The following is a 24,794-nucleotide window of genomic DNA, read 5'->3' as shown; positions in this document are numbered from 1 at the left end:
CTTCTATCCCGTTTCAAAGGGCCGCAATTGAGCATTGCGCCTCCACATCAAGAGAAGGAGCGAGCAGATCGCTCTTAGTCCCGAGTAAAATCGTGACACTCGTGTTTGCATCTTCCTTCTGCATAAAGTCACTACGAGGCCTTCAAGGCTTCCAGCCTCGCACGCTGAATGCGTTCACCGCCCCCACGCGCTCTCCCAGGCGTTGCCAAAATGGGGATTGCGTGCTGAAATATCGAGTCAGCTCAGAACGCAGCCCCATCTCGGTGAAGAGACGTTGAATTGCGTCCTGATCAACTCCATTACGGACAACATGATACTCCACATTGTCCGCATCTTCCCTGCCGTAGATGCCGCGTCTTCTTTTCAGATACCTCGTTGCTCCGCCAAGGATATCTCCCTGTCCCAGTCTCCAGGCAAGATAGCCGACCCGGCTGACCAGCCTGCTCCACGATGGCAACGAATCGTACCGCAGAGGATCCTCGTATGTCAGAATTTGGCCGTGCGTTCCTAGGATTCCTATCGCCTGGCGGAGGAGCCCGAGGTAATCGGGCACATGGTGCAGGAAGGCAACAGTCATCACGACATCAAAGCGCTTGCCTTGACTCCGAAGTGACTCGAGAGCAGGCATCGCGTCGGATTGGATGGTTTCCAGCATAGCCGAATGCTTCGAGCACTCCTGCCGGAGCTGATCCAGACGAGCCTGGGCGACATCCACTGCTGTGACCCTAGCTCCGAATGCCAATGCTTTTCGAGTGACAGAACCCTCGCCCGCCCCGAGATCCAAGACCGAGGGACTCGTCGTGTGCTCCGCGGCACACGAAAACACTCGGCTGAGCAATCTATCGTAAAGCTCCGCCAGCTTGCGGTGGCCAATATGCGGCGCGCCCTGGATGTACCTTTCACGCGCCAACTGGTTGTACGAGCGAGAGTTGGCCTCCGCCACCGAATGAGAATGAGCGTCTTTCATCGTACCGATCTCCTGTCTGCAGGCTGCGCTCGGCTTCTTCTTTGATCGGCAGAACGAGCGCACCCAAAGGATTCCGCCGGTAATCCGTTTATGCATCGTCTTGCCTCCCACTGCTTGGCATCGATGAGAAAACGGAACCAGAATGTTTGCAAGACGTAGAAGATGAAACCCTCGATTCCGTCTAAAATGCCTGCACGGATGAAGTAGCGATATCCAAAGAGAAGAAATGGTCGGACGAAAATCGGCAATCGGTCGTAACCCGTCCGCAATGCTCTCTTCCGCTCCACTGGATTCCCGAACCACTGCCCGGAGATCCGTTCTCCCTCAGTAGATCTTTGCAGTTCCAATACTTCGGCATCTGACCAGCGGTTATGTCGGATCGTCCACTCGCTCAGGTCCAACCCGATGTTGTCGATGATCGGACTATGGAACCTGCCGGTTGGGCCACGAACGAAAAAGTGTTGATCGTAGAGGCGGTCTTCGCACTTGCCCTTGCCGCGCCGAAATAATCGCATGTGCCATGTAGGCGATATGCCGCCGTGGCGCAGTACTCTTCCTAAAAAACAGACCAATCTTGGGATGAAGTATCCGTCCACCCCTTCGACGGGATCGGGCGCCAGAATCTCCCGCACGAGCTCGGGAGAAAGCATCTCGTCGGCGTCAAGATGAAGCTCCCAGGGATGCCGGATAGGCAATTCACGCATGGCCCAATTCCTCTGTCGGGCGTAATCCTCAAATGGGTGCTGAACGACATGCACCGGCCATGACCGAAGGAGTTCCATCGTCCGATCCGTACTGTACGAATCGACTACATGCACATCGTCGGAAGCTGCTAAGGCTTTTTCGACCGTGGCTCCGATTGTCTTCTCTGAGTTATACGTAAGAATCACAATGGAAACGTTCATTTGTCATTCCCACGGAAGGTCGGCTCGCCTTTCAACGCTCCAGTTTCTGCCCCGGCGAATGGCGAAAAAAGAAGTCGGCTTGGATGCTTTGTCCCTCAGTATCGCAAGCGACGTTGTAGACGCCGTTCAAGCGAAAGCCAGAACGGTCGGGAAATCGGAGCGCCTCGTCCGCGAGAGCCTGTCGACAGTAAAGCTCTCGGAAGGAGCATTCGGCGTACGCGAATTCAAAGAGAGCCAGGAGGTCTTCGCAGCCGCGCAAAGCTTTCCGCTCGCATCCCTCTCCCACACTCACCCTCGCTTTCTCTCCAGTTCCGGGGAAACACTTATCCTGAAGCGGGCCGATCCCCAGAAGGGATGAGGACTCGTCCCATGACAAGAAGGGCATGATAGCGAGGCCATTCGTTGGGGCGATTGCTGCCCGCGTAAGCCGGATTCGGGTATCCCTGAAAAAAGGTCTTCGAAGGGGTTGCCAGGGTTTACGAAAGGTTCAAAGGAAAGATGTGCTCCTCCGGCAAACAGCGATGGGCCGCCAGGGCAAGCCGACTCCGATTCGCTCCAATATCGACCAGTGTCCCGCAGCCAAGAGGTGGCAGCGCCGACTCGTGCTCGATCCCAGCGGCGATGCCTTGAAGCAGCGCGCGGCGATATGCGGATCGCAGCGAAAACGCCGGGAATTTCCGCGATTGTTTTATTAGTTCTTGGACGCTCACGTTCGCTTACCAGCTCTTACCGGCGTTTCAGCGGTCCCCGGTGGCAAGGCAGATTGCCTCCGAATTTAAGCTCTATCTATTACTTCACTCGCAGCGAACCGGCGCCGTCCTATGTTGACCGGAAATGGCCGGGACGCCGGCCCCTCCTCCACTGCCACCGCATGAACGGCATCCGGTGTTCGGTAGCCGGCTGACTGGTGCGGACGCTCGCCGTTGTTGGAGGCGAAATACTCCGCCAGCCCGTGCGTCAACTCGGCCACCGTGCCATATCCCTTTAAATACAACCTCGTCGTGCTTTAGGCTGCGCCAGAGCCGCTCGACAAAAATATTATCCAACAGTCGATCCATTCATGCTAATCGCCATGCCTGCGCCCTTGAGCATGCCCGTGAACCTAGCGCCGGTGAACTATGAGCCCTGATCACTGTTGAAGATTCCGGGTTTCCCGTGCAGTGCCAACGAATCCTCCAGGCAATCGACGAAGACCGAGGTGTCCAGGCTGTTGCTGATCCGCCAGGAGAGCCGCATCATCGAGGAGATGTTCTTCGGCCTTCAGGCAGAGTGCGACGTCGAAATACCCATGCCACTGCTTTTGCTCCTGAAGCAGCCGTACATCCAACCGAACGAATTTCGCGTCTTTGGTTCTCGAAAACTCTGCGCGCGTAGCCGCAGCGTCTAGGAAGCGGTTTGCACAGCCAGCGCCACCGGTCCCCAGCGTGTCTCCGTGCAGCAACCCAGCCCGGTGCTCAAGAATGCGAAACAAGAGATGACGGTCTATGCGCATCGATACTGGATTCTTCCTTTGCTGTCTCAGAGAACTGCCTGCCCAGTCGCGCGGAACGCGCGCCTTCCATTCTCCCTACATGCTGTAAGGAAGCCACCGTATTTTTCCGCTCCGCCGCAGGAGGAAAGACGGGGGAGGTCCATACCGACCCCGAAAGAAATCGATCAGCGCACACGCCCGCCCAAGGCCGAATTCATCAATCCGGTGATTCTTGGCGTCGAGGCAAAGAAAGCGCACGGTGTTCAGCGCAAAGAGAAGCGCACGAACCGCCGCCGCAGGCGATCCACCGTACCGCAAGGCAAGAAAGAGCGAGTTTCTTCCATGCAAATAGGAATATAGGAGAGAAGGAGCCGCCCGCCCCGGGTTGTCGACCGTCGCGCCCCAGACAAGGATAACGCGCCAGCCGGCCCGACTCACGCGCAACCCGAAATCGTACTCCTCCCCGTAGCAAAAGAAGCGCTCGTCGAAAAAGAGGTTGAGTTCGCGTATGCACCGTTTTCGCACGGCAAATAGGGTTGCGTTTGCGAAAACCACATCTTTCCATTCCCCCTTCTTTCCGGGCTGGCAGCGAACGCTTCTCGGCCCACGAATCGGCGTAAAGTGCGGATAGACAGGAGCAACCTCGGCATCTTGATCCGGGCAAGCGATCCCGATGGTCGGATCCGAAAGGAGAGCTTTCGCGAGCAATGCCAAACAGTCTTTACGGGGAATGACATCATGCGATGCCAAAAAGCAGATCTCGTCCTCGGGCGATTCTGCAAGCCAGCGGCGAAGCAAAACGTTGAGGGCGCCCCCAAATCCCCGGTTTTCGGCAAGCGCGACAACCTCCACCTCTTTTGGCAATCCCTGGCAGAGCTGCGCTCGCTTCTCCGGGTCTGACGCGTTGTCCGCGATCACGATGCGCAAGGGCACTTCCAATTTCTGCAAGCAGTCGACCGACTTGAGGCAGGCCTCGGGAGCATTCCAGTGGGCGATGAAAAGTGGGATTGAGCGCATGGGCAATCTCGTCATCCCGCTAGAACAGGGTATATGAACTGTCGCCATCAAGGCGCTGAGCGGCTCCAGTGGCGGTTTCGAGCTTTGCCGCGCTCATCGCCCAGGAAGATTCCCGCTCCTTCAACCGCGCTCTCGCTGCGAGCGGGATGCGCGCCCGTCGAGTCTTTCGAATCCATGAGGCCTTCCACGTCGTTTCCAACGAATTACTCATTACTCATGCCCTCCTTTTGTTCCGTTGCTTTTCCGCTCCATTCTTTACGTCCCCCGCCGCTCCCCCTAACGGACGCTGGCCGTTGAGAATGCGAAATATTCCGCCAGCCCGTTCGTCAGTTCGGCTATCGTGCCGTACCCCTTTCAGATACACGTCCTCATTATTGTCCAACGCTCAAGCCCTTCCATCCATGCTCATCGCAATGCCTGCGCGTTTGAGCATGGCCGTGAACGTAGCGCTGGTGAACTGCGAGTCCTGATCGCTGTTGGAGATCTTCGGTTCCCCGTGCAAAGCCAAGGCGTCCTCTAGGCTGTCAACGCAGAACGAGGTGTCCAGGCTGTTGCGGATCCGCCAACCCGGTACCCGCCACGAGCACCAGTCGATGATCGCCACCAGATAAACGAAACCTCGCAGGAGTGGGATGCAACGTAATGTCGGTGCTCCAAACCGGATCGGGCCGGCTGACCTCCACGCCGCGCAGCAGGTTGGGATAAACTGCCTGCATAGGATGTCCTACGTTCGTCGAAGACCCCGGCGCCACCCCTGCCAACTCCATATGGCGCATCAACCGCTGCACCCCCTTGCGGTTTGCGACATATCCCAGCCGTCTCACAAAAACCCGCGGATCGCCTTCGCTTGTGCCATCACCCTCCCAAGATCGGTAGCTTATATCCCTGTCTCAATCGGGGCCCACTATACTGGGCGCTGAGAGGCAACGAATAACCGCGCAGGCGATGACCAGAAAAGTCTGCGCCGTTCCTTCTGCGCCGCAAGAATGCATTATGCGATGTTTGTCCGCGTGCTTTGATCGCGGCTCTTGCCGACAATAGCTCGATAGAAAGCGATGAGATTCGGAAAAACATTTTCCGGAGAGAAGCGCTGCTCAAAAAGCCTCTTGGCGTTCTCGGCCATTCTGCTCCGGAGTCCCGAGTCCTGCAGGATGGTCTCTATCTTCGTTACCGCGTCCTCCCTTCCATGGACCACAAAGCCCGCCCCGTACTCTTCTACCTCCGGAATATTCGCTCCCGGGGTCACGATGACCGGAATGCTCGCGCGCAAGGCTTCCAGCACTGCAGTGGGAAGTCCTTCGCTCTTCGAGAGGGCTACAAATACGCTCGCAGCGCCGAGCACCGCTTGTTTCTCAACACCGTAGAGCGGCCCTAACAGCCGTATATTCCTTGAGCCCGTCATCGAATCGACTCGTCGCCGCACCTGCTCAGCGTATCTGGTTCTACCCGGACCGACGAGAAGCAGCACGGTTTCAGGCCTTCTGCGCCAAAGCTGCTCGAAGACATGCAAAAGCTCCAAGACGCCCTTCTGCGGATCCAGCCGTCCCAAAAATAAAACCGTTTGACCGTCTCCTCGGAGCTCGAGGCTCCTGAGAGCTTCCGTTGATGAGTGATCCTCCGGTTTCTGTGCCGGCTCGAGCCAATTGGGAGTTATAACCCCTTTACCGGCTTCCGGAAACCAGCATCCTCTTCTCTCTTCTTCGGATAGAAAGCGATAGCCGCTTGCTCCCTTCCACGCGCCCGACAGCCAGAGCGATGCGAAGATCCGCTTTCGTACCGGAGCTTTGCCAACGTCCCATTTCGACGCTTGGCCATGGGGCGTTATGACGTAGGGAATTCGCAGGGCTTGGCAGGCTTTGGCCATATCGGAGCAAATAAACGACCATATTCCCTGGATATCCACGACGTCAAAACGAGATCCTTCCCGATACAACCATTCGATGAGCTCGGGGCAGCGCAAGAAACGCCGATTCCATTTCCCCGAAAGAGGAAAGATTTTCAGCTCGACGTTTTTCTCAATCGGCACCAGCCCTTCGGAAATGCCCTGATTCGAAGTAAGGACGGTCACTTCCCACCCGTTCGCGACAAGACGACCGGCCATCGCAGCCACGGATACGCCCGGCCCTCCGCTGATCTTCGGAATGCCGGGAATCACCAGTGCTACCCGTAAACAACCCATTGACTCTCCGATCGCGCATCCGACAGCACGATGCACTTCACGTTCCACACCCATGTGATCTTATCCGCCTCGCCATCCGTCCCTTCCGACTCCGTTCACCTAGTTGCTCCAACCCGTTTGCCGCTTTGGTCGACCTCGGCCCGCGCTTTATACCCCACCTGCGCCCATGGAGCTAATCGAACCGCTGCCGGGCGACCATGCGCCGACCAGAATGCGTCGCAAAGACGAGCGCCCGGAGAGATGTGAGGAGACGGGCACGTCCGCACTTCCTTTTAAGCCTCTTCAAAAAGTTTTCGCCCCTTTCCAGGGGAAGCGACCGCAACGAGTTGCCGTCTGCGAAGCAACGCTGCTGTAAGCTTCCCTGCCAACTCCAAGAGCGACGGATGAATTTTCCAAAGCCGTGCCGTCCCAAGGCCGCCAGCAGTTGGAATGAACATGCACCTCTCTCGATTCGAACCCCGTCGCACAAAGGAGATTCCCCAGAGTACGCGGTGTCCATGCATAGAGATGCATGTCGCTATCACCCACAATCGCGGTCCGTTGCGCCCGTGCCCGCCAATCGTCTAGGAACAGAAGCAATACCAAAAGGCCGTACGGCCGGAGCAGTCCTCTTAGACCTCGGAGACAATGCTACGGACTCGGAATGTGTTCCAATACATGCTGGGAGATGATTCGAGAAAAGCTCTGGCCTTCTAGCATCTTCAAGCTGGAATACATCTCAAACTCTAGATCCCAAGCATGCTCTAATGCCACGGAATTCACTTCGACGCCCACACGACGTTTGGCTCCAAGATGTTGGAGCAAATACCCCTCTCCGCAGCCAAAATCCAATACGCTGCCCCCTTCCGACAGGTAAGAGCGCAGGATTGTGACATTCCACTCTGCCCCAACACCTGAAGCTCTTGCTCCTCTGCCTTACGCCCACTTCTTCCCCAACGGGTCGTGCGAGCTGTTCGCAATCGCCTCCTGCGTCCGGCAACTATGCGCTCAACAAAATCACCGGTCCCGTTGCCTTGCGCGCCGGTGACGGCACCACGATCGCCGCCCTTTCCTTCCGAATGGGAAGATCAAAACTCGCAGTCTCCATCGCCCGATGATTCCGGCTTCCACCGAGCGTCACACGCTTGCCTATTGACAAGCCCTCTCACTGGCCGGGCTGCACCTGCAGATAGATGGAAGACGGAAAATGCCCAGCGGGGGTTTCGAATGGAGCAAGGCGGTCTTCTACCAACCCATCTTTGCCTCCTTGCGGCCGGTATTCTGGAAAAACCTCGGCAAGCACCTCGGGTCGCCCATAATGAAGCTGACTCAGACAAAACAAAATCTTAAATCTTTTATTAAATATGAGAAAGGCCTGCAGCAGCGAGGATTCCGTACCTGGGAAAAAGCTCTTCAGCAAAACTCGAGAGTAATCATAGGGAAAGTAAATATCATGGAAATGCACGACCACGCCTTCCCGGAGCCTGGGAAGCACCTCCAAAATGAGAAAATTGACATCTCCTCCGGGCTTTACCGCATGAGATGAATCGATGAACAAGACATCTTTCTCCCTCAGGCAGTCGAAGGTCTCGACTCCGGTTTCTTGGACTTTTGAGCGAATCACTCTAACTTCCTCCATCGCACGGAGTGGTGCCGATGGAAAAGGCTCGATTGCGGTTATCTCGGTCCGAGCGCCGCCCTCCGCTTCATTCCTGCGAGCCGCCTCACGTGTGCAGTAGGTTGACGTTCCTGATCCAACCTCGATAACGCGTCTTGGCTGCAAGTAGCGAATCACACCGTGCAGAGCCTGCGCTTCGATATATCCATAACCAGGACCGAATCCTCTGCTCACTGCTTGTCGGTACGTCTCATTTCCCTGATATTCCTTTTGGAAGGGCAAGCAGATTAATCGCAGGCTTTCCGCCTGCTGATCGAGATCGACATCGATTCCGTGCATCCGCGATGGCCGAGCCCATCTGTTTCGACTCTTTTGCAGCTCGATAGGATCTGCCACCGGTGAATAATAATGAACGGGTACTATATGGACGTGGAAAAGCCGTCGGGCAATCCAACTTATGCCAAACAGCATCCGCTTTAAGGAAAGTTTGATCCGCCTTTTAATTGCGTGGAAGGGTTCGCGCATTTTGTCGTGCCCTAACACCTACATCTCTTCATAGACAATCCCTTGTACTGTGATATGCTGATTGGAGACAGACGCGGCCCCAAAAACCGCCTGTTCGCTGTTTTTCATAAGTTATGAGGTTACGACGGGTAGATCCAATCTCAGCTTTCCGGCTTTGAGGAAAGCGGCGATCCGCAGGTACCGGAAGCTTCGGAACTCTCTCGCCATCCTTTTGGCGAGCTGGATAAGGCCGTTGATTGCCTCGATGAGACCATGGGTCACCCGGCTCTGGAGGAAAGGAAGAACGCCGTCCACGTGCTTTTTGATTGTCTTGGAAAGTTTTCGAAAGGGAGCAAGCCGGCTGCGGGCGGCCCACTGGAGACAAAAGCATAACACTTGGCTCTTCAGCGAAGAGCGCCTTGAACTCCGTGTGCGCCGTCGGCGCGTCCGTCGGCTTGTCTTGTCTGTCATTCCAGTAGCTTCGTTCTTAGCTTAAGCATGGGTCGCATTTTTAGGAAGCACTTCAAATGAGCGCAATCCGCAGACGTCTCATCCCACCGATAATTGACGCGATCTTCGCTTGGACCCGAAATGTTCGGCCATCCAGCGTTGTGCTCGAAACCCCCCCATCAAAATGAGAAAAACGAACCCCCAAACGTGATATGCCATGATTCCGCGCACCTCGTGCAGCAGCAAATACATCAATAACGCATAACCCAGAAGTTCTCCCTCTCCCCTCATGCGCGTCCAATAGATCGGCTCCAAGATGCGCACTCCCAGGCCGAAGAGCAGGCCTCCCACCAATAGGAACGAGATGCCGCCCATGCGCAATAGATCTCCAACGATGGAAGTTGTCACGTTCCACGAACGCAAGTCATCTCCATTGTCGATCGCCATTGGTTTTTCCGGCCAAAAGATTCGCGGGATCAGAGAGATCGCGAACGAGCCACCCTCTTCCGCTAAGCCATCAATAAAGCCAAGCGGTCCCTGGTGGTCCTGCTGAAGGAGAGGCCCCCTGCTCCGAAGCACGTCCACGATGTTCACCACCCAGTGAAAATTGTCATCGCGATGGGCCTCTGCCGCGTTCCACGCCACCTTGTCCACCCGGTCCATGTTCGACCATCCGGATGCACGAACTTGCACCATGGTGTCGAACAGCGGAGCCAGTAGAAAGGAGCCAGCGACGATTCCCCACAGCCAACGACGAATACTCGGATCTCTTTCTAGCGCACGGGCAAGGAAAGGAAGCACAAGCGACATGACCACAAGGGACCGAGCTCCGTCCAAAACGAGGATTCCCAACTGGGCGATGGAGATCAACAAAAGCACTGTTTTTTTCAGTGGACGAACCCCTTTTTTCCAGGCGCGGTCTGCAAGGAACAGGGTTGCGGGAAAGACGACGCCGATCGGTTGTAGGATCACCCGCCAATCCCCATTTACTCCGAAATGCATCGCATCGCCTTCTACGCCTCCTGCCCGCGATTGCAACAATAGGTACCAAAATTGAGAGACGCTCCATCCCACGAGCGCGAACCGTTTGAACACCTCCAACGAGAAGACCGCGAACGCCATCCAAAAAAGCGTGTTGGCCGAAATCGTCCCTGCCCCCCATCGCAGGATCGGAGTCAGCGGGCTTCGCCGGGCTTTCACCAATAGCCAAAGAGCAAGCGCCGGCACAAGAAAGACCACGAACGCGGTCTCCCCGAGCAGAATCGAGAGAGGCGGAAACTCTTCCACGTCACGGAGAGTGGCCATGTCGAGCACCAAGAAGTAGACGCAACCGACGAGAAAGACGTGGATCGGCTCCGCAAGGAGCGCGGGATCTCGAAGAGCAGCCGTTGCGACCGGTAAAACAAGGAGCGCCGCGAGCGCGCCCCCAAAGATCTGCGCCAATCCGAGTGAGGCACCAAAGAGACCTTCCCATAGCCAAACGACGAACGTCGCAGCGAGCACAGCCGTTAGACACCCAATGATCGCTGGTCTAGTGCAAACGGGTGTCAAGCGGATCCGTCTCCCGGCCTGTGCGATCGTCGTCTCCATCGCCTTCCCCGCCTCAGCCAAGTTTCCCCGCCCGCGTCATAGCAAGGCGGGCGCCGCGAACCAGGCCCTGCGCCCAACGCTCGGGTGTGTACGCGGAGATGATCGCTTTGGAGGCTGCCCCCATTCTCGCCCGCTCGGTCGCCGAAAGGGCGCTTACCTTGCACAGCAACTCCGCAAGTGCCTCTATATCCCGCGGAGCGAAGGAAAACCCATTCACTTCTTCACTCAGAAGATCGGGAGCGCAGCCGCAGTTCCGAGAGAGGAGCAGCGGCAGGCCGCCGGCCATTGCCTCATTCACGACCAAGCCCCAGGGCTCTATCACGCTTGGCAAGACAAACCACTCAGCCATGGCATAATAGGGCGGCAGATCGCTGGTGGGCCGGTATCCGGCAAAGACGACGTCCCGCAACGCGGGCCGCTGCGCCAGCGTTAAGAGACGAGGCTTTTCGGGTCCGTCGCCTACCAACACCAAACCGCATTCTCCGTTCGTCCGCTCACGATATAACTCATAGGCACGCAACAGGCTTTCTACGTTTTTGTCCGCCGCCAACCTGCCGACATAGAGAAAATACCGATCGGGTAATTCCAGCCGCTCCCTCCATTTTCGGAAATCTCTGCGCACTGCCTCGGTTTCAGTCTGAAAGAAGGCGTTGTCGACAGCGGGGTCGAGCTCCATGATCCACTCCGGGTCCATTCCCAATTCTACCAGATATTCGCGATGGGCCTTTCCACTTACCAGCGCCGCATGGTAAAGCCGACGGACGAGGATTCCTTTTGCAAATTCTTTCAGTGCCCAACGACGCCGGTCCTTCCGAGTTGTTTCGTGCCAGAGCAGCGATCCACGAGAAGACTTTCGAGCCCAAGCAGCAGCGGCTCGCATCACGGGGTCACCGTATCCGCAGGTGACAACGACGTCCGGAGAAATCCTCTCCAGTACTTCTTTCAGCCTTCGTACGACCTTGGCCGCTGGAATATCCTGCAACGCCCCGGACCATAATGTCTCGATCGCGACCCCGCGCTCCGGATCACGGAGCCAAAGATGGTCCGTCTGATATCGTGCCACTTCCAGAAAATAAGGCTGTATGCCATCCACTTGGAGGAGCGCTCGCGCCCGTGCCAGATGATAGGGTCCCCAATGGAGATAGCAGACAATGACCTTAAGAGCGGGCATCCTGCTGCCTCGATGCAACTCCTCTCCGTTCTTGTTCTGGCATCCGCTTCCGCAGAAGATCCGCGATCCTCGCTGCATACGAGTTCCACCCGAACTGTTCCGCTCTCTTCCGAGCGTTCTGCCCTAACCACTTTCGCAGGTTCACGTCTCCGTACAGCAAAGCGATCTTCTGCGCCAGAGCCTCGACATCTCTGGCAGGAACGACAAAACCATCCATTCCGTCCCGAACGACTGAGCCGGCATTCGGTGTCGTGACGACGGGAACGCCGCACGCAAGCGCTTCATATATCGCCAGCGCGGAACCTTCCCAAAGGGAAGGATAGACGAACACGTCTGCTCGCTGCATGTAGCCAACAACCTCACTTCTGGGAACGTTTGGCACATGGGAGAAAACGTCTGCATACCCTCGAAGCGCCAAGCCCGATCCCACGATGCCTCCCACTAGAACCACTTCCGATTTCGGCAAGCAGAGCCGTTTCATCGCTTCCAAGAGGTACTTGATGCCTTTGCGTTGACTCAATTGGCCTACGAAGCAAACGCGAAATATCCCATCCGTTGCCTTGGCTGTGGGTTGGAAAAGTTCCAGATCCACTCCGTAGGGCAACACCACGACCTTTTCACCGGGCACGCCGATCTCCATCAGCGACTCCCTCACATATTCCGATGGTGTCAGGATAAGATCGGCAAGGAGGGCCTCCTCGCGGTTCTGATCGATCCACCAACGAGGAATCACCGGCAGGCTATCCGCAAATTCCGGATTGCACTCAGCCTCCAGATCGAGCAGTTCTTGAGCTGCCGTCGGAAACGCAATCGTCTGGTCCAGAATCCCAAGCGAGCCCACCTTCCGAGCCGCAGACAGCGTCTTCAAGGCAGCCGAATTGTAAGCAACAACCGCTGCCGGACGAAGCGTCGCAACCCGCTTCGCGACCCATCGATCAAAACCAGTGTTTCTCCAGTGCAGGATCTCATCTCCCAACCACCCGTCCACGCCAAGGCGGCTCGCGGCAACAGCAAGAATTTCGCCGTGCGCGAAGCATCGCACCCGCCTCGGGGGAAGACCCGAGTGATGCCGCCGACGCAGCTGCCTTTCGACTCTCCCGCGAACCACGCGCGGCACGACCTGGAGTAGCCGCCCTAGAAAGGATTCCGGCTTGTAATACCATCCAGTATAGTATTCGGCCAATAAGCCAGTGTCTTCCAAGGCCTTCGCAGTCCAATAGGAATGCTGGGTACCCGGGTGCGCCACGATCACTCCCCGTTCCCGGCCGTCTTTCCCCCTCTGCATACCTCAATCTTTGTTTATCGAATGACCGGAAGCGAATAGACGCGGATTGCGACGAAGGCAACGATATCCGGCCTTTTCGTTGTGTTTCTTGGATTTTGTGGCCACGACGGCAAGATCCCACGTCAGTTTTCCGGTTTTGAGGAAAGCGGCGATCCGCAGCTACCGGAAGCTTCGGAAGCCTCTGGGCATCCTTTTGACGAGCTGGATAAGGCCGCCTTTCGCCTCGATGAAATCGTTGGTCACCCGGCTCTGGAGGAAAGCAAGCACGCCATCCCGGTGCTCCTTGATCGTCCTGGAAAGTTTTCGGAAGGGAGCAAGCCGGATGGCAAGAACACCGTTTCTTGCCATCCCTCAATAGCAAATCCGCTCCCTCTTCCCATTCCCTTCAGCAAGGAGCCTGTCCCGACCTTCGCTCGTCCATCGTATCAATCATTCCTTTGGCAGCTATCTTTTCTTTTTATGGATTGTAACTGCCATCCGGCGTAGGCAAGCACACGCGTCGCCTCCGGAAGGCCCAACATCCGGAGCAAGAGAACAAAAGTCGCCAGAGAAAGTACGGAAGCGACTCCCAGGCGAAGCAAGGCACCGGCCTGCGAACTATAACAAAGCCATTCTTTGATCCCATAAGCGACCCAGCCCGCAACGGCGCTCGCAACAAGGAGGCTTGCCACGAAACGACTCCAGGAGCGCCATCCGTTCGCGCCGATGCTGCGCGAGGCGGCGGCTAGCCAGAGAAAGCTTATCCAACCGATCCCGGGAGTCAGCCATGCCAAGCCGGCTAGACCGAAGCGCCGTGCCGTTATCTCAGAGCAGGTCATCACCAGGATTGCGCCGATCACGGAGACCGCACTAGGGAACAGGGTCTCATTTCGAGAATAGAAAGCTTTTTGCAAGAAGGCCGTTCCTGCCGTGGCCGGAACCGAGAAGGTCAGGATGGCCAACACAAGACCTGTTTCTTCAACCGCAGCACCGGAAAAAGCGCCGCGAGCCAGAAGCACCGAGATCAGATCCCGACTGAAGATGGTGCAAAGCAGCACCACTGGAGCCGAGAAAAAGAGCATCAACCGCAATCCCTCCCGCCAGAGTCGCCCGAATTCCACCCCCTCCTTGGCACTCCAAGCATCCGACATTCGGGGAAAGAGAACGGTCGCGAGAGCTCCCGGAACGATCAGTCCTAGTTGCAGAACCTTCCAGGCGTATCCAAAGCTGGCGACTGAACCCGAAGCAAGGAGGGAAGTCGCCCGAGTCACGAAAATCACGGCAGCATAGCCTGCGCCCAATGTCAGAAAAAGGGGCAAGCCATTCTTAAGAAATCGACCCAGGATCTGGAGAGAGAGCCTTCCTGCGGACCAGAGCGGCCATCCTTCCTGTTTCGCCAGAGGCAAGAGTCTACCCATAAATAGCAGGCCGATCAGGAAACATCCAAGGATCGGGGCGAGGATCAGCCCGTTCGACCCGGTCCAAAGGATCGCGCCAAGAAGGAGGAGATTGTACAGGCCTTGAGCGAATGGCTGCACCCAGAAAATTCCATGACATTGGAAAAGCCCGGTCATGATCCCGAACCAAGCAAGCGGGAGAACCGCCAGAGAAAAGGAGCGCACGAAGGAAGTCGCGGTCGCAAACCCCGCCGGATCGAGTCCGGGGGCGAACCAGCGTGCAAGGGACGAGGCAAAAAGACTCCCCGCCGCCGCAAAGCCGATGCCGAGCGCCAGAAAAAAAAACCCAAGTCCGGAAATTGCCTTCCAGGCTTCCTCGGTTCGTTTGTCCCGAGAAACCTCGGAAAAAAAAGGGACTACCAGATTGGGCAGAATGCCCCAAGCGATCGATTGAGCAAAGAGGAAAAAGACAAGCCCTACCCGATACCCGTCGACCAGCGGTCCGATCCCGTAACGCCATCCCAAGGCGAGCTCGACAAGAAATCCGGAGAGCGGGCCCAAGAACGAGAGAATGCTGAGGCCGATCGCACTGCGGGCGATCCGGTGTGGGCCCGACGGCCTTCGGTATGAGAGAGCATCTGCTCCTGCTCCCTCTGCAGTCGCAGCCACTCCGGGCATCGACTCCGGTTTCTCCAGGTCAGCTTCCATGTCGGTTCGTCCGCATCGTCGCAAACCGCCCCGCTCCCCGCCTCCCGTCGGCATCTAAAAATGTCCGGGAGCGGCGTTGCGCCATCCCCCATGCGGCGGTTGCCCATACGAGACACATCTCAAGCTCCCTTCCTTTTCCGTCTCCCAGAAAATCACCGGCCGATTCGTATTGCAACAAAAGCACCAGTCGTCTCGAGGGAATCGAAGCAGGAATGGGTGAGATCTATTCCCGCCTTTTCGTCTCCCCTTCTGCACTCTCCGGGGATCCCGCATTTTTCGTGGCAATGCAGACGATCTCCTCCCCGGCCTGCGGCCGGAGTCGAACCAGGAGGGGTCCGACGATCCAATTCATGACACGCGCCCAGAAGGTTTCGAACGCTTCACTGGTCGAGCACCCCGCATTTTTCCGGCTCCAGTGCCAAAAAAAACCCATATCCAGCGGGCTCGTGCTGACCACGGCCCTTACGGGCAAACCGCTCAGGATCGCCTGGTAACCCGAGGGGCTCGGCAGGATCAGATGACGGGGAGGCTCCAACCCCCGCCAAATTTCCCGGAGGCACCGCGCGTTCCAACCCGTCGGATTCGGAGAAAGGCTCACCAGGACGCCTCCGGGACGGAGGGCGGCGATACAACGCTCCAGCGCCGCTCGCGGATCGAGAAGATGCTCGATGACATGGCTGAGCGTGATCGCATCATAGGAGCCTGGCCTCAGCTCTGCGTCCTCGATTCCACCCTGCCGCACGGGAAGCCCAAGCTTGGTCGATTGCCCCGCCGCCCGTCCATCGGGCTCGATTCCTTCGACCTTCCATCCCAACTCTCGCATCCGGGTAAGAAACTCTCCGCTGCCGCTGCCCACGTCGAGCAGTTTGCCTCCCTTCCGGAAAGGAAGGAAACGCACCATCCGTCCGGCAGGAAACCCTGGGAGGAGCGCCTGGACGCTCTTTGCCCAGCCACGCCCGACCGCCCGTTCCCACCATTGCTCCGGAATCCGGTAGCCGAAGCGAGCTTCGAGGATAGCCAGCTGGATCGAAAGGCGCAGCCTCCCGATCGCATGGCGGGGAATAGGGCCCGAAGAGACCGAAGCGTCGTGCGTATAGTAGTTCTCGGGATAAAACCCAGGAATCGCTTCCGGTCGAGGAAGCGGCTCCATCCAGAGGGAGCCGCAACCGCCGCATCGCCGATAGGTCCAGCTTCCGGGGAGCTTGAGGACAAGGTCCCGGCAATCGCTCATGGTTTCACACGGCTTGCCACCGCATACTGGACAGTTACCGATCGAATTCGACGCCACGCTCCAGAGTTCCTCTCCTCGCTCTCACAGAGTACTGGACTGCATTCCTATTCCATCTACTCGGCACTGCCTGGAAAGGCATCGGCTATTCGTCGCAAGTGCTTTTTCCTAGGCGATATACTTTGGATTCGACCCATCATCTCCTTCGCGCGGCTACAAGAAGTTCATCTCCTTCGAGCCTTCGAGGATCACCATCCCAGGGAAGCAAGGAGACGACTTCCCTATCGAAACGGCTCGCAAATCGAAGAGACTCGAAGCCGAAGGTAACCAAGTTTTTTGCAAAGAACGAAGGGGTAAGGGCCGAGCAATGTTTTTCCCCGATCATTGGTCCCCAGCGGACTCCTAACTCTCTGGCATTCTTACCTCCCCCATTCGGAACCAGAATCAACACCCAGCCTCCTGGGCCAAGAAGGTCTGAAAATGCCTCAAAGGCAATCTTCGGGCTCGGGAGATGCTCCAGCACATGGGACGAAACAATACAATCAAAGGGAGCCCGCTGCTCGATCGCAGACCAATCCGACTCTACGGGGACGTCCAGCATCCTTCTCCCGAACTCCGCCCTCGGCCGGGAGATCTCCCATCCGACCGCATCATAACCCGAGCGGATCAATTGATAGACGCCGTATCCCCAGGACGAACCGTAATCTAGCACCTTACCGCTTGGCAGCAGGCTCGAAAGGATAGGTATAATCCGTTCAGAAAAATCCATCGGGGAACCCGAAAAGTTTGTTTTGCGCAGGAGGGCGATTTCTTCCGGGTTGGGCATGGCTGTGACGGCCCCTTGATCATAATCGCTTTGATAAAAGCAGTCGTTATCGGAATCCGTATCCTTCGGGTACCGGAACAGGAGTTCACAATTCAGGCAGCGACGGAGTTCCAATAGGAGATACTTTCGCTCCATAAGAGTTGTCTGCCGAGATTCGCAAAAGGGACAGCTTCGATCCTGCGTCCCTGCTAGGCGCTTTCTAAAGCAAGAGACTGCAAAAGCTACTCGAGCCATCTCCGGTTCCTTTCCTTCCACGCCCACTTTGCGATCGGTGAGGTTCGCTCCGCACGTCCTCCCATCCCATTTTTAATAAGCTGCCTGCTGTCGTTCTTGGGTGTCGCGGTCCCTGCTACCCATCCACACTCTCTCCGCTTTCCCCATGACGACCACGGCCGCTGCCACGTAAAGCCAGTTCGCCATGATGCTTAGATCAAAATTCGCCACGCCTTGCAAGCAGGCACCGACCACCGCAACAAGAGCTCCAAGGACGATCCTCTCCTGCGAATGGCGTCTTGCTTGCGCCAGCGCCCGCCATCCTACAGTCAAAAGCGCCGACATTAGCCAGAGCGTCAGCCCAAGTCCCAGGACACCCGTATCGCAGAGAAGCTGGACGTAGTTGCTCTCGGCATGGGTAACCGCATGGTTCCCCGGAAAGACCGTTCGCACAAGGCCGAAGGCCGGCTCAAAAGTCCCCAAGCCACTTCCCGCAAGAGGAAACCGCCTCCAAAGATCTCGCGCTTCGCTCCACAACGCCAGGCGGCCGCTCTCCTTCGTATCCATGGCCTCTGTGACCAGCCGCTCGGTCGCCCCGAAAAACAGGTCTGCCGCGACCCAAAGGGCCATTGCAAGACCAGCGATCAGGAAGGCCGCAATGCCGAGAAACCCGCTTCTCCCTTCCTTTCCGCGGGAAGCATACCAGAGCGCCATGAGAGAGAGGGCCAGGAGAAGCGAGGTCATCGCTCCCCGGGATTTCGAGGTCAGCACACCCCCGGCCATGATGAGGAGTAAGAGCGGAAGCAAGAGCCGCTCGAAGAGCTCCTCCGGAGGCAGCCGGACCCAGATGCGCCAGTCGAAGCGTTCGCCATTCCGCCGGCGGGTTGCTTCGGCCAAAAGGAAGCCTAGGCCCATCGGAATGATCAGCAAGAGCAGACCTCCCATGTGGGTGCGATTCACGTAAGGACCGAATGGATCGCCTGCGTAAATCGGCCGCACCCAGTAGATGGCCCCTTTCCAGGTGGCCCTCTGAATGAGGGCAAAGAGGGTCAAGGCGGCTCCGTTGGCGATGATCGCGAGAAGAAGCCGGCGGAACTGGTTTCTGTTGGCGATCACGTTCCAGAGAAGAAGGGCATACAGGCCTATTCCTCCAAATTCCCACAGGTACCGCCGGGTCAATCCAGGATCGACTGAGAGCGCAAACCATTTCGGGGACGAGATTCCCAGAAGGTGTGCCGCTTGCTGCTCCAGCCGAAGACGCTCCGGGGAGAGCAACGCAACGAGGCCCGAGGGGATAGGCATCGCCTGGAACCCCACCCAAACCAGGAAGCAGACGGCCGGAATCCACCCCGGCGGGAGATCGAGCGGCCTGCCCGTGGCGGACGCTCGGACCATCCAGACCGACAGGATGAGTACCGTGGCCGAGAAGACCGCAGCCTGCGCCCAGGGTTCGACCGAGCCGAAGAGCCAGGGAGCCAGCACGAGGACCCCGAGCGTCCCCCCCTCGACGATTCCGTCGGTCCATCGGAGGAGCGCGCTAGGGGGCGCGGATTCCGGGTGCGGCCGAGGCTCCTCGGAAGTCGATTTCCGGTGCTGCGTCGACGATCTCCAGCTCATCGAACCACGCCATCCCGTAGGTGGGGATTTCCCACTCGGAGGTTCCTTTCCATTTGATCTGCACGAGTGCCGGGCCGCCGTCCGAAGGTACATCGATCGGGGCCGCCAGCTCGGTCCAGTCGGTCGTGCCCCCTAGCACGGGAGTGGTCGCCCAGACGGCGCCGGTTTGTGCGTCGCAGACTTCGAGGACCAGCCCCGAGCTGCTCGTGATCTCCTCCGCCTTGCCCTTCCCGTGCAACTCGTAACGATGACCGGGAGAGAGGAGGACCGTCTGTTCGGCGAAGACATGGTCGCTTTCGACCGCAAGACCGCTCAGGCGGATCCGGAGGGAGTTCTGCCCCGACGAAACCTTCTTCTGGTCCCGACGGATGCCCACCCCGACCTGCGGCTTGGTTCGCCATCCGAAGCCCCATCCCACCAGATCCTCCTCGAATCCCCCGTTCCAGACGATGCCTCCCCTGGGATAGAGAGTCTCCCAGGCCTTTCTCGCATCGGAGAGTTGATCGGCTTCCCAGAGCGCTTCCACGTAGCGGCGGCAAAGGGTGGGGTCGAACGGCTTCCCTTCCCGCTCCGCTCGCGCCCAGAGACGGCCCGCCTCGCCTAGCCACTGCTCTTTCAACGCCAGGTCGAAGTAGGCGGCGAGCAGCCGGGGGTCTTTTGCCGGAACGAGCCGAAGCCCGCCATCCTCTCCCCAGGTCGCCTTCGCGACGTAGGCCGCTTGGCGGCGCAGATCAGGATCGTAGCGGAAGACAAGCCGGAGATCGCGGAAAGCCGTCCGAAGTTCGCCCAGTTCGATTGCCAGGGATGCCGTCTTCAGGCGAATCGAGCTGATCGGCCCCGCTTCCCTTCGACATTCGGCGAGCATCGCCTTGGCCTCCTCGAGCCTTCCTTGGTTCGCCCGCTTCTGGGCGAGGGCCAGCCACCGCTCTGGCTGGAGCGGTGCCACGAGGAGGCGCTCCCTAGGGCTCTGCGAATCGAGGAGGCGGAGAGCGACCAGGAAAAGAAGGGAACCTGCTGCGAGCCACTGGAGCGATCTCCCACGAACTTCGCTGGTTTCTCCGATTGCTGGCTCCATCGGGTCTCCTAGTCTCCTAAAGGGCGCTGGGGCAGGCAAAGGAGTCAGGAGGGCTGGGAAGGAGCCTTGAGCGACTGCTCTCTTTTCTGCTCCTCGGGAAGCCGGTAGGCGTAATGATAGGCGTAGTAGGATCGGGCCGATGTCTGTACCCGGTTGAGGACGGCGCCGAGGATCCGGGTGTTGACGCCCAAAAGGGTTTCGACGACACGGCGGGCCTCGGAGCGGTCGACATAGCCGTCCCGGATCACTAGGACCGCTCCGTCGGCCAGGGTGCCAACGACTGCGGCGTCGGGCATGCCGGTCAAGGGAGGACAATCGAGAAGAACGTAGCCAAAGTGGGAGCGGGCCCACTGGCAGAGGTAGGCCATGGCCGCCGCACCGAGAAGGTCGGCGGGGTGGCAGGGGGTGCGGCCTGCGCCGATCGCCCAGACGTTCGGCAGAGCGGTTGCCTGGACGGCCTGTTCCAAGGGTGCCTGGTTGGTCAAGAGCTCCGAAAGCCCGGGATGGGGACGCAAGCCCAACGTCTTGTGGAGAGAGGGCCGGCGCAGATCGGCATCGATCAGGAGGACCGTCCCCTGCTGGCCTAGGACCGTGGCCGTATTCACACAGGTCGAGCTCTTGCCTTCGCCCATCTGGGAACTCGTGAACATCATCACCTGGGGGCGGCCGTCGGGAATGCTGTAGTGGAGAAGCGTCCGGATCTGCCGAAAGGAGTTGCTTATCGCGGAGTCGGGTGACACGTGCGTCGCGAGAGCCATCGGAAGGTCGGCGGGGATCTCGTCGATCCCTTTGGCCCGGAGCTTTTCGGTGTCGGGAACCATGCCCAGGACGGGAAGACCCAAGGCCCGCTCGACCTCTTCCTTCCCGCGGAGCCGAGTGTCAAACTTCGCCAAGCCGATCGCCAACCCGATTCCGCCCATTCCCCCGCCCAGAAAGCCAAGCAGCAGGTTGCGGGCTTTCTTGGGACGCGATGGCATGTTCGGGACCTCGGCGCTCTCAACCACCTCGACGTTGCTCGCATTGAGGGCCGAGGTGATGTCGGTCTCCCGCATCCGCCTCATGACGCTCGAATACATCTCCCGGTCGGTGTCGGCCTCCCGCTTGAGCAGGGCATAATGAGCCAAGGCCTTGCTCTCCCCGCGTACCTTTTCCATTGAGTGTTGGAACTCCTGCTCAAGACCTTCGTAGTTCGCCTTCGCCGCTTCGAAGTCGGCCTCGAGATCGGCCACGCTCCCCTCCTTTTCCTGGGCGAGCTCGCCCTTCAGCCCTTCGATCTCCGCGTGGAGCCGCGTCATGCCCGGATACTCGGGCTTGTAGGTCTCCTCCATCTGTTGGTACCTGGCGACCTCCTTGAGAAGAAGCTTCTTGATTTCCAGCGTGTAGGGATTTTCCGGCACGCCTGCCCTTCCGTCAGCGAGTGCGGCCTTCGCCCGCTCGAGCCGGATCTGCTTCTGCAGCATCAGGAGCCGGGCGCGCAAGAGCGAATCCCTAATCTGGACTGACTCCTTCTCGGCCGGGGCCTTTTCCTGGGGGGAGAGGTGGGCGATCCCCGCCTCAGCCATGAAATCGGCGAGCCGCTCCTCGCTCTGGGCCATCTTCTTGCGCAGGGCATCCATCTGACCCGCCAGAAACTTCCGGGCATGGCGGTTCGCCTCGAGCTTCCGGTCGAGGCCGAAGTTGATGAACGACTCGGCATACCCGTTGGCGACCTGTGCGGCGACAATCGGCTGGCGGCTTTCGCAGCGTATCCGGACGAGCCGCGTATTCCTGATCGGCTCGACCTTGAGAGATCCCATGAGGATGCCGGTTAAGGGAGACGAGTGGACCTCCCCATCCGCCTCGGCTTTCCGGGCCGCCTGCAGCCAGCTTGGCTTGAGGCCGAACCAGTCCGGGTGCTCCTCCAGATCGAGCCGCTCGACACGCGGGCGGCCAACCCCCGGCTCTTCAAAATTTCAAGTTCGGTTTTGTAAAAGGTGTCATACTCGAAGGCGTTGGCCGACTCGTCGCCGACCTGCCGATAGGGGAGGATCGAGTTCCCCGCCCCGGTTCCGATCTTCATCACGGCGGCCGCTTCGTAGACCGGCTTCTGCGTGAAGGTCGCCACGACCGTCAACACGAAGACACTGGCAAAGAAGGTGAGAGCGGCTCCCCGGTAGCGGTTGACATCAGAGAGGAGGCTGCGGACGCTCTCCCAACCCCCCTCTTCCTCGAAAGACTCGGCCGGACCCGGCGTTCCCGAAGCTAAAGGCCCAAGGCTTTCCCGCGGCCTTGGTTGAATTTCATCCATATAGGAATAGGAGACTACGCGCCCCCGAGGAGCCAGGCGGCCATGATTCCCGGATAGAGGAGGTCCTTCACGACGCTCCAGGCCACCAGCCCGGGATTCGACCCCACCATCACCACATCGTCCTTCTGAAGCGGAAAGTCGATTCGCGCACTGTTCTTTTTACTGAGGTCGAGCTTGATCTCCTGCCGCTGTCCGTTGGGCAGCAGCCGATAGACCCTAACCTTGCCCATCTCCGCGACCTGACTCGGCCCGCCGGCGGCGATGATCGCCTGCTGCGCCGTCATTTTTCCTCCCAGGATGTCGACCGCCTTTGGATTTTTGACGTCGCCGCCCACGTAGACCATTCCCGCGCGCGGCACTTCCACGATATCGCCAGGACGCAGGAGGAGATTTCCGCGATCCGCCTTCCCATCCAACAGCTCCCGCAAGTCGATTTCCACGATGCCCGGAGCGAGCCCGCTCGCGGGACTCGTTTTCGTTCCCTCTTCCGAAGCGGTAGAGGCGACTCCCTTTTTGCCCGCGGCGGAAGACCGCTCCGGCAGGCGCCGCAACAAGTAGACTCTGGGCGAAGCCTCATCCTTGAGGCCCCCGGCCATCCCGATGGCGTCGGCAACGCGCATGCGAGTGCTCATGTCGTAGAGGCCGGGTTTGTTAACTTGGCCCATCACGGCGACCTTGTGGCTCCGCATCTCGGCCACCGAGACGGAAACCTGGGGATTCCTCACATACTTTTCAGCGAGCAACGTTCGCAGCTTTTCGTGAAGCTCCTCGGCCGTCATCCCCTCCACCCGGAGCTGGCCGAGGAGCGGCAACAAGATGGTCCCGGCAGGCGTCACCCGCGTTTTAAGATTCTTCAGCTCCGGGACGTCGGCAACCTGGATCTCAAGAAGGTCTCCTCCCCCCAAGGGAGCCTCGTTACGGTCGGGCTCCTGGGTCGCCTGTCCCAAGACGACATGATTGATCCGGCTGTTCGGGGAGTCGAGGCTGCCTCCCGGATAGGTAGTGACCAGGGGAGGCACCGGCCCCTTGGTGCTGGAGCAAGCTCCGAGGGCGAGCGCGGCCACGAGGGCGAGCATTCCACGCGAGAGAGCCGCTCGCACGGTCAACTTGCGCAAGCGGCTCTTCATGCGGTAAGGCAGGAGTAAACCGTGTGGATCTAACCTCCACACCCGTTCGCGCCCTTATGGGCTCGTCGACGTCACCGGAACAGCTGTCGAGGGCGTGGTCGTAAAGGCCGCTGCAGCGCCAACGCCGGCACCCACGGCTGCCAGGGTTGCGACCCAGACCCACCAGGGCAATCCCGCACCACCCTTATCACGGCTGTACGGGTACCAGACATTCTTATACAGATAGCCCTTGTAGCTTCCGTTTTTGGCGAAACCTGCGGTCGCTCCCTCCGGCTGATTCGCATCGGCCGGGATGTCGGACGTGGTGAACGTCTTGTTAATCGGCGGCACGACCCCTTTCTGATAAGCGAAGCCGCCTTCCTGCGGCACATATCCGAGCGACTGGCCGTTCATGCCGTAGATCGGCTTTGCTCCGGAGGGAAGGGTTGTATCCCCTTCTTCGAGGCCCGCCGGCGCTTGGGTACGCTTGATCTTCGCGACGGCCCCGGTCCCCACATCGACCGGATTCCCGGCGGTGGCAAGCGTCACCTTGTGGCTGGCCAGATCCTTGACCGGCAGGGTCCCCTTGGTCATGTAGATCGCCGTGTTGCCATAAGCGCCCAGAAGGATCTCTCCTTCGCGAAGCTCCTTTCCGGTCGAAGTGGCATGGAACTTCTCACTCTCGAAGGCGAGGCGCGAGCCGGCGGGCAGACGGAAGTGAACGATTCCCGACTCCACCTTGGCTACGACACCCGTCCCGGTTTTCTGGAGGACCATCGACCCGTAGGGCCCAAGCACGAGCGAGCCGCCGCTCAAGAGATCGACCCGGGCGGAGCCGTCTTGGGTCTCGATCCGAGCGCCGTTCGCCACCGGCATGTTGCCACTTCTGAGCGGAAGATGGATCCCGTTTTGGGCCAAAATTCCCGCACCAGTAACGTTGCCCACGGAGGCAGCCGCCACCGATGCCGCCCAGAGCGCGGGCGAAAGCGGGGCGGTCGCCATCAGGATCGCCGCCGTGCCTGCCAAGGACGTTGCCGTCCAGAATCGAGACAGCTTCTTCGAACGAAGCCGTCCCACCGAATCCTCTTTCCTATAGTTCATCGTTCCTCCCCGTTGTTTCTGGCTATGTTTCTCCCCTGGTACCCTAATACTCAGGATCTTTTACTACATTTCTTACTTGCGTCAACGCTTTTGTTGTCCAAACGTTTGCCCCCCTGGGAAG

22 protein-coding genes and 4 pseudogenes are annotated in these 24,794 nt (G+C 58.7%); 1 reads left to right on the top strand and 25 read right to left on the bottom strand.

Annotated elements, in window-relative coordinates; genetic code table 11:
- Positions 1-142: 142 nt before the first annotated feature.
- From MAMT_RS06105 to MAMT_RS11640, 4 genes and pseudogenes are all read right to left on the bottom strand, one after another.
- The gene (locus tag MAMT_RS06105; RefSeq protein ID WP_178086956.1) at positions 143-967 is read right to left on the bottom strand and encodes a class I SAM-dependent methyltransferase; all 825 of its coding nucleotides are present in this window, start codon (positions 965-967) and stop codon (positions 143-145) included.
- Positions 964-1,872, bottom strand: coding sequence for a glycosyltransferase family 2 protein (locus tag MAMT_RS06100; RefSeq protein WP_142660103.1), 909 nt, complete (start codon positions 1,870-1,872; stop codon positions 964-966). Before MAMT_RS06100 ends, MAMT_RS06105 begins: the two co-directional genes overlap by 4 nt.
- A 31-nt stretch (positions 1,873-1,903) precedes the next feature.
- On the bottom strand, positions 1,904-2,164 hold the full coding sequence (locus MAMT_RS06095) for a hypothetical protein (protein ID WP_178086955.1): 261 nt from the start codon (positions 2,162-2,164) through the stop codon (positions 1,904-1,906).
- A gap of 502 nt (positions 2,165-2,666) precedes the next feature.
- Positions 2,667-3,102 (bottom strand): annotated as a pseudogene (locus MAMT_RS11640) (integrase core domain-containing protein); the annotation flags it as partial.
- Between MAMT_RS11640 and MAMT_RS06090 the strand changes: the two are divergent.
- A complete protein-coding gene (locus MAMT_RS06090) occupies positions 3,071-3,259 on the top strand; it encodes a hypothetical protein (protein WP_142660101.1) in 189 nt (62 codons plus the stop codon). The pseudogene MAMT_RS11640 and the gene MAMT_RS06090 sit on opposite strands and share 32 nt — an antisense overlap.
- A gap of 180 nt (positions 3,260-3,439) precedes the next feature.
- On the opposite strand, the gene MAMT_RS06085 is transcribed toward MAMT_RS06090, so the two are convergent.
- From MAMT_RS06085 to MAMT_RS05995, 21 genes and pseudogenes are all read right to left on the bottom strand, one after another.
- Positions 3,440-4,360, bottom strand: coding sequence for a glycosyltransferase family 2 protein (locus MAMT_RS06085; RefSeq protein ID WP_178086954.1), 921 nt, complete (start codon positions 4,358-4,360; stop codon positions 3,440-3,442).
- Positions 4,361-4,379: 19 nt separating this feature from the next.
- On the bottom strand, positions 4,380-4,571 hold the full coding sequence (locus MAMT_RS06080) for a hypothetical protein (protein WP_142660099.1): 192 nt from the start codon (positions 4,569-4,571) through the stop codon (positions 4,380-4,382).
- A gap of 77 nt (positions 4,572-4,648) precedes the next feature.
- A pseudogene (locus MAMT_RS11635) lies at positions 4,649-5,190 on the bottom strand (DDE-type integrase/transposase/recombinase); the annotation flags it as partial.
- Between the two features lie 161 nt (positions 5,191-5,351).
- A complete protein-coding gene (locus MAMT_RS06070; protein WP_178086952.1) occupies positions 5,352-6,587 on the bottom strand; it encodes a glycosyltransferase in 1,236 nt (411 codons plus the stop codon).
- A 582-nt stretch (positions 6,588-7,169) separates the two neighbouring features.
- Positions 7,170-7,403, bottom strand: a complete 234-nt coding sequence (locus tag MAMT_RS11880) for a class I SAM-dependent methyltransferase (RefSeq protein WP_369334543.1) — start codon at positions 7,401-7,403, stop codon at positions 7,170-7,172.
- Positions 7,404-7,683: 280 nt separating this feature from the next.
- Positions 7,684-8,661 (bottom strand): class I SAM-dependent methyltransferase, encoded by a 978-nt coding sequence (locus tag MAMT_RS06060; protein ID WP_142660097.1) that lies wholly within the window; start codon positions 8,659-8,661, stop codon positions 7,684-7,686.
- Between the two features lie 111 nt (positions 8,662-8,772).
- Positions 8,773-9,039 (bottom strand): annotated as a pseudogene (locus MAMT_RS06055) (transposase); the annotation flags it as partial.
- 150 nt (positions 9,040-9,189) lie between these two features.
- Positions 9,190-10,680: a hypothetical protein gene (locus MAMT_RS06050; protein WP_178086950.1), complete on the bottom strand. Its 1,491-nt coding sequence runs from the start codon at positions 10,678-10,680 to the stop codon at positions 9,190-9,192.
- Positions 10,681-10,693: 13 nt separating this feature from the next.
- A complete protein-coding gene (locus tag MAMT_RS06045; RefSeq protein WP_178086949.1) occupies positions 10,694-11,851 on the bottom strand; it encodes a glycosyltransferase family 4 protein in 1,158 nt (385 codons plus the stop codon).
- Positions 11,838-13,136 (bottom strand): glycosyltransferase family 4 protein, encoded by a 1,299-nt coding sequence (locus MAMT_RS06040; protein ID WP_142660094.1) that lies wholly within the window; start codon positions 13,134-13,136, stop codon positions 11,838-11,840. Before MAMT_RS06040 ends, MAMT_RS06045 begins: the two co-directional genes overlap by 14 nt.
- Positions 13,137-13,232: 96 nt before the next feature.
- Positions 13,233-13,457 (bottom strand): annotated as a pseudogene (locus MAMT_RS06035) (transposase); the annotation flags it as partial.
- Positions 13,458-13,561: 104 nt separating this feature from the next.
- Positions 13,562-15,220, bottom strand: coding sequence for a murein biosynthesis integral membrane protein MurJ (gene murJ / locus MAMT_RS06030; RefSeq protein ID WP_178086948.1), 1,659 nt, complete (start codon positions 15,218-15,220; stop codon positions 13,562-13,564).
- Positions 15,210-15,338 (bottom strand): hypothetical protein, encoded by a 129-nt coding sequence (locus tag MAMT_RS11770; RefSeq protein ID WP_281289103.1) that lies wholly within the window; start codon positions 15,336-15,338, stop codon positions 15,210-15,212. Before MAMT_RS11770 ends, murJ begins: the two co-directional genes overlap by 11 nt.
- 105 nt (positions 15,339-15,443) lie before the next feature.
- Complete coding sequence (locus MAMT_RS06025; protein WP_142660092.1) at positions 15,444-16,451, bottom strand: class I SAM-dependent methyltransferase; 1,008 nt, start codon at positions 16,449-16,451, stop codon at positions 15,444-15,446.
- 193 nt (positions 16,452-16,644) lie between these two features.
- Complete coding sequence (locus MAMT_RS06020) at positions 16,645-17,409, bottom strand: class I SAM-dependent methyltransferase (RefSeq protein ID WP_178086947.1); 765 nt, start codon at positions 17,407-17,409, stop codon at positions 16,645-16,647.
- Between the two features lie 171 nt (positions 17,410-17,580).
- Positions 17,581-19,104 carry an O-antigen ligase family protein gene (locus MAMT_RS06015; protein ID WP_178086946.1) on the bottom strand — a complete coding sequence of 508 codons (1,524 nt, stop codon included), beginning with the start codon at positions 19,102-19,104 and terminating at the stop codon, positions 17,581-17,583.
- Positions 19,025-20,179 (bottom strand): tetratricopeptide repeat protein, encoded by a 1,155-nt coding sequence (locus MAMT_RS11350; protein WP_178086945.1) that lies wholly within the window; start codon positions 20,177-20,179, stop codon positions 19,025-19,027. Before MAMT_RS11350 ends, MAMT_RS06015 begins: the two co-directional genes overlap by 80 nt.
- Positions 20,180-20,223: 44 nt before the next feature.
- Positions 20,224-21,975: a GumC family protein gene (locus tag MAMT_RS06010; protein ID WP_142660089.1), complete on the bottom strand. Its 1,752-nt coding sequence runs from the start codon at positions 21,973-21,975 to the stop codon at positions 20,224-20,226.
- A gap of 11 nt (positions 21,976-21,986) precedes the next feature.
- The gene (locus MAMT_RS06005; RefSeq protein WP_142660088.1) at positions 21,987-22,466 is read right to left on the bottom strand and encodes a hypothetical protein; all 480 of its coding nucleotides are present in this window, start codon (positions 22,464-22,466) and stop codon (positions 21,987-21,989) included.
- Positions 22,467-22,480: 14 nt separating this feature from the next.
- Positions 22,481-23,593 (bottom strand): polysaccharide biosynthesis/export family protein, encoded by a 1,113-nt coding sequence (locus MAMT_RS06000; RefSeq protein ID WP_142660087.1) that lies wholly within the window; start codon positions 23,591-23,593, stop codon positions 22,481-22,483.
- Positions 23,594-23,647: 54 nt separating this feature from the next.
- Positions 23,648-24,673, bottom strand: coding sequence for a hypothetical protein (locus MAMT_RS05995; RefSeq protein WP_142660086.1), 1,026 nt, complete (start codon positions 24,671-24,673; stop codon positions 23,648-23,650).
- Positions 24,674-24,794: the final 121 nt, after the last annotated feature.

The organism is Methylacidimicrobium tartarophylax (assembly GCF_902143375.2).
Classification (GTDB): Bacteria; Verrucomicrobiota; Verrucomicrobiia; order Methylacidiphilales; family Methylacidiphilaceae; genus Methylacidimicrobium; species Methylacidimicrobium tartarophylax.
Note: the sequence above shows the minus strand (reverse complement) of the source record. Positions and strands in the feature narration are given on the sequence as shown.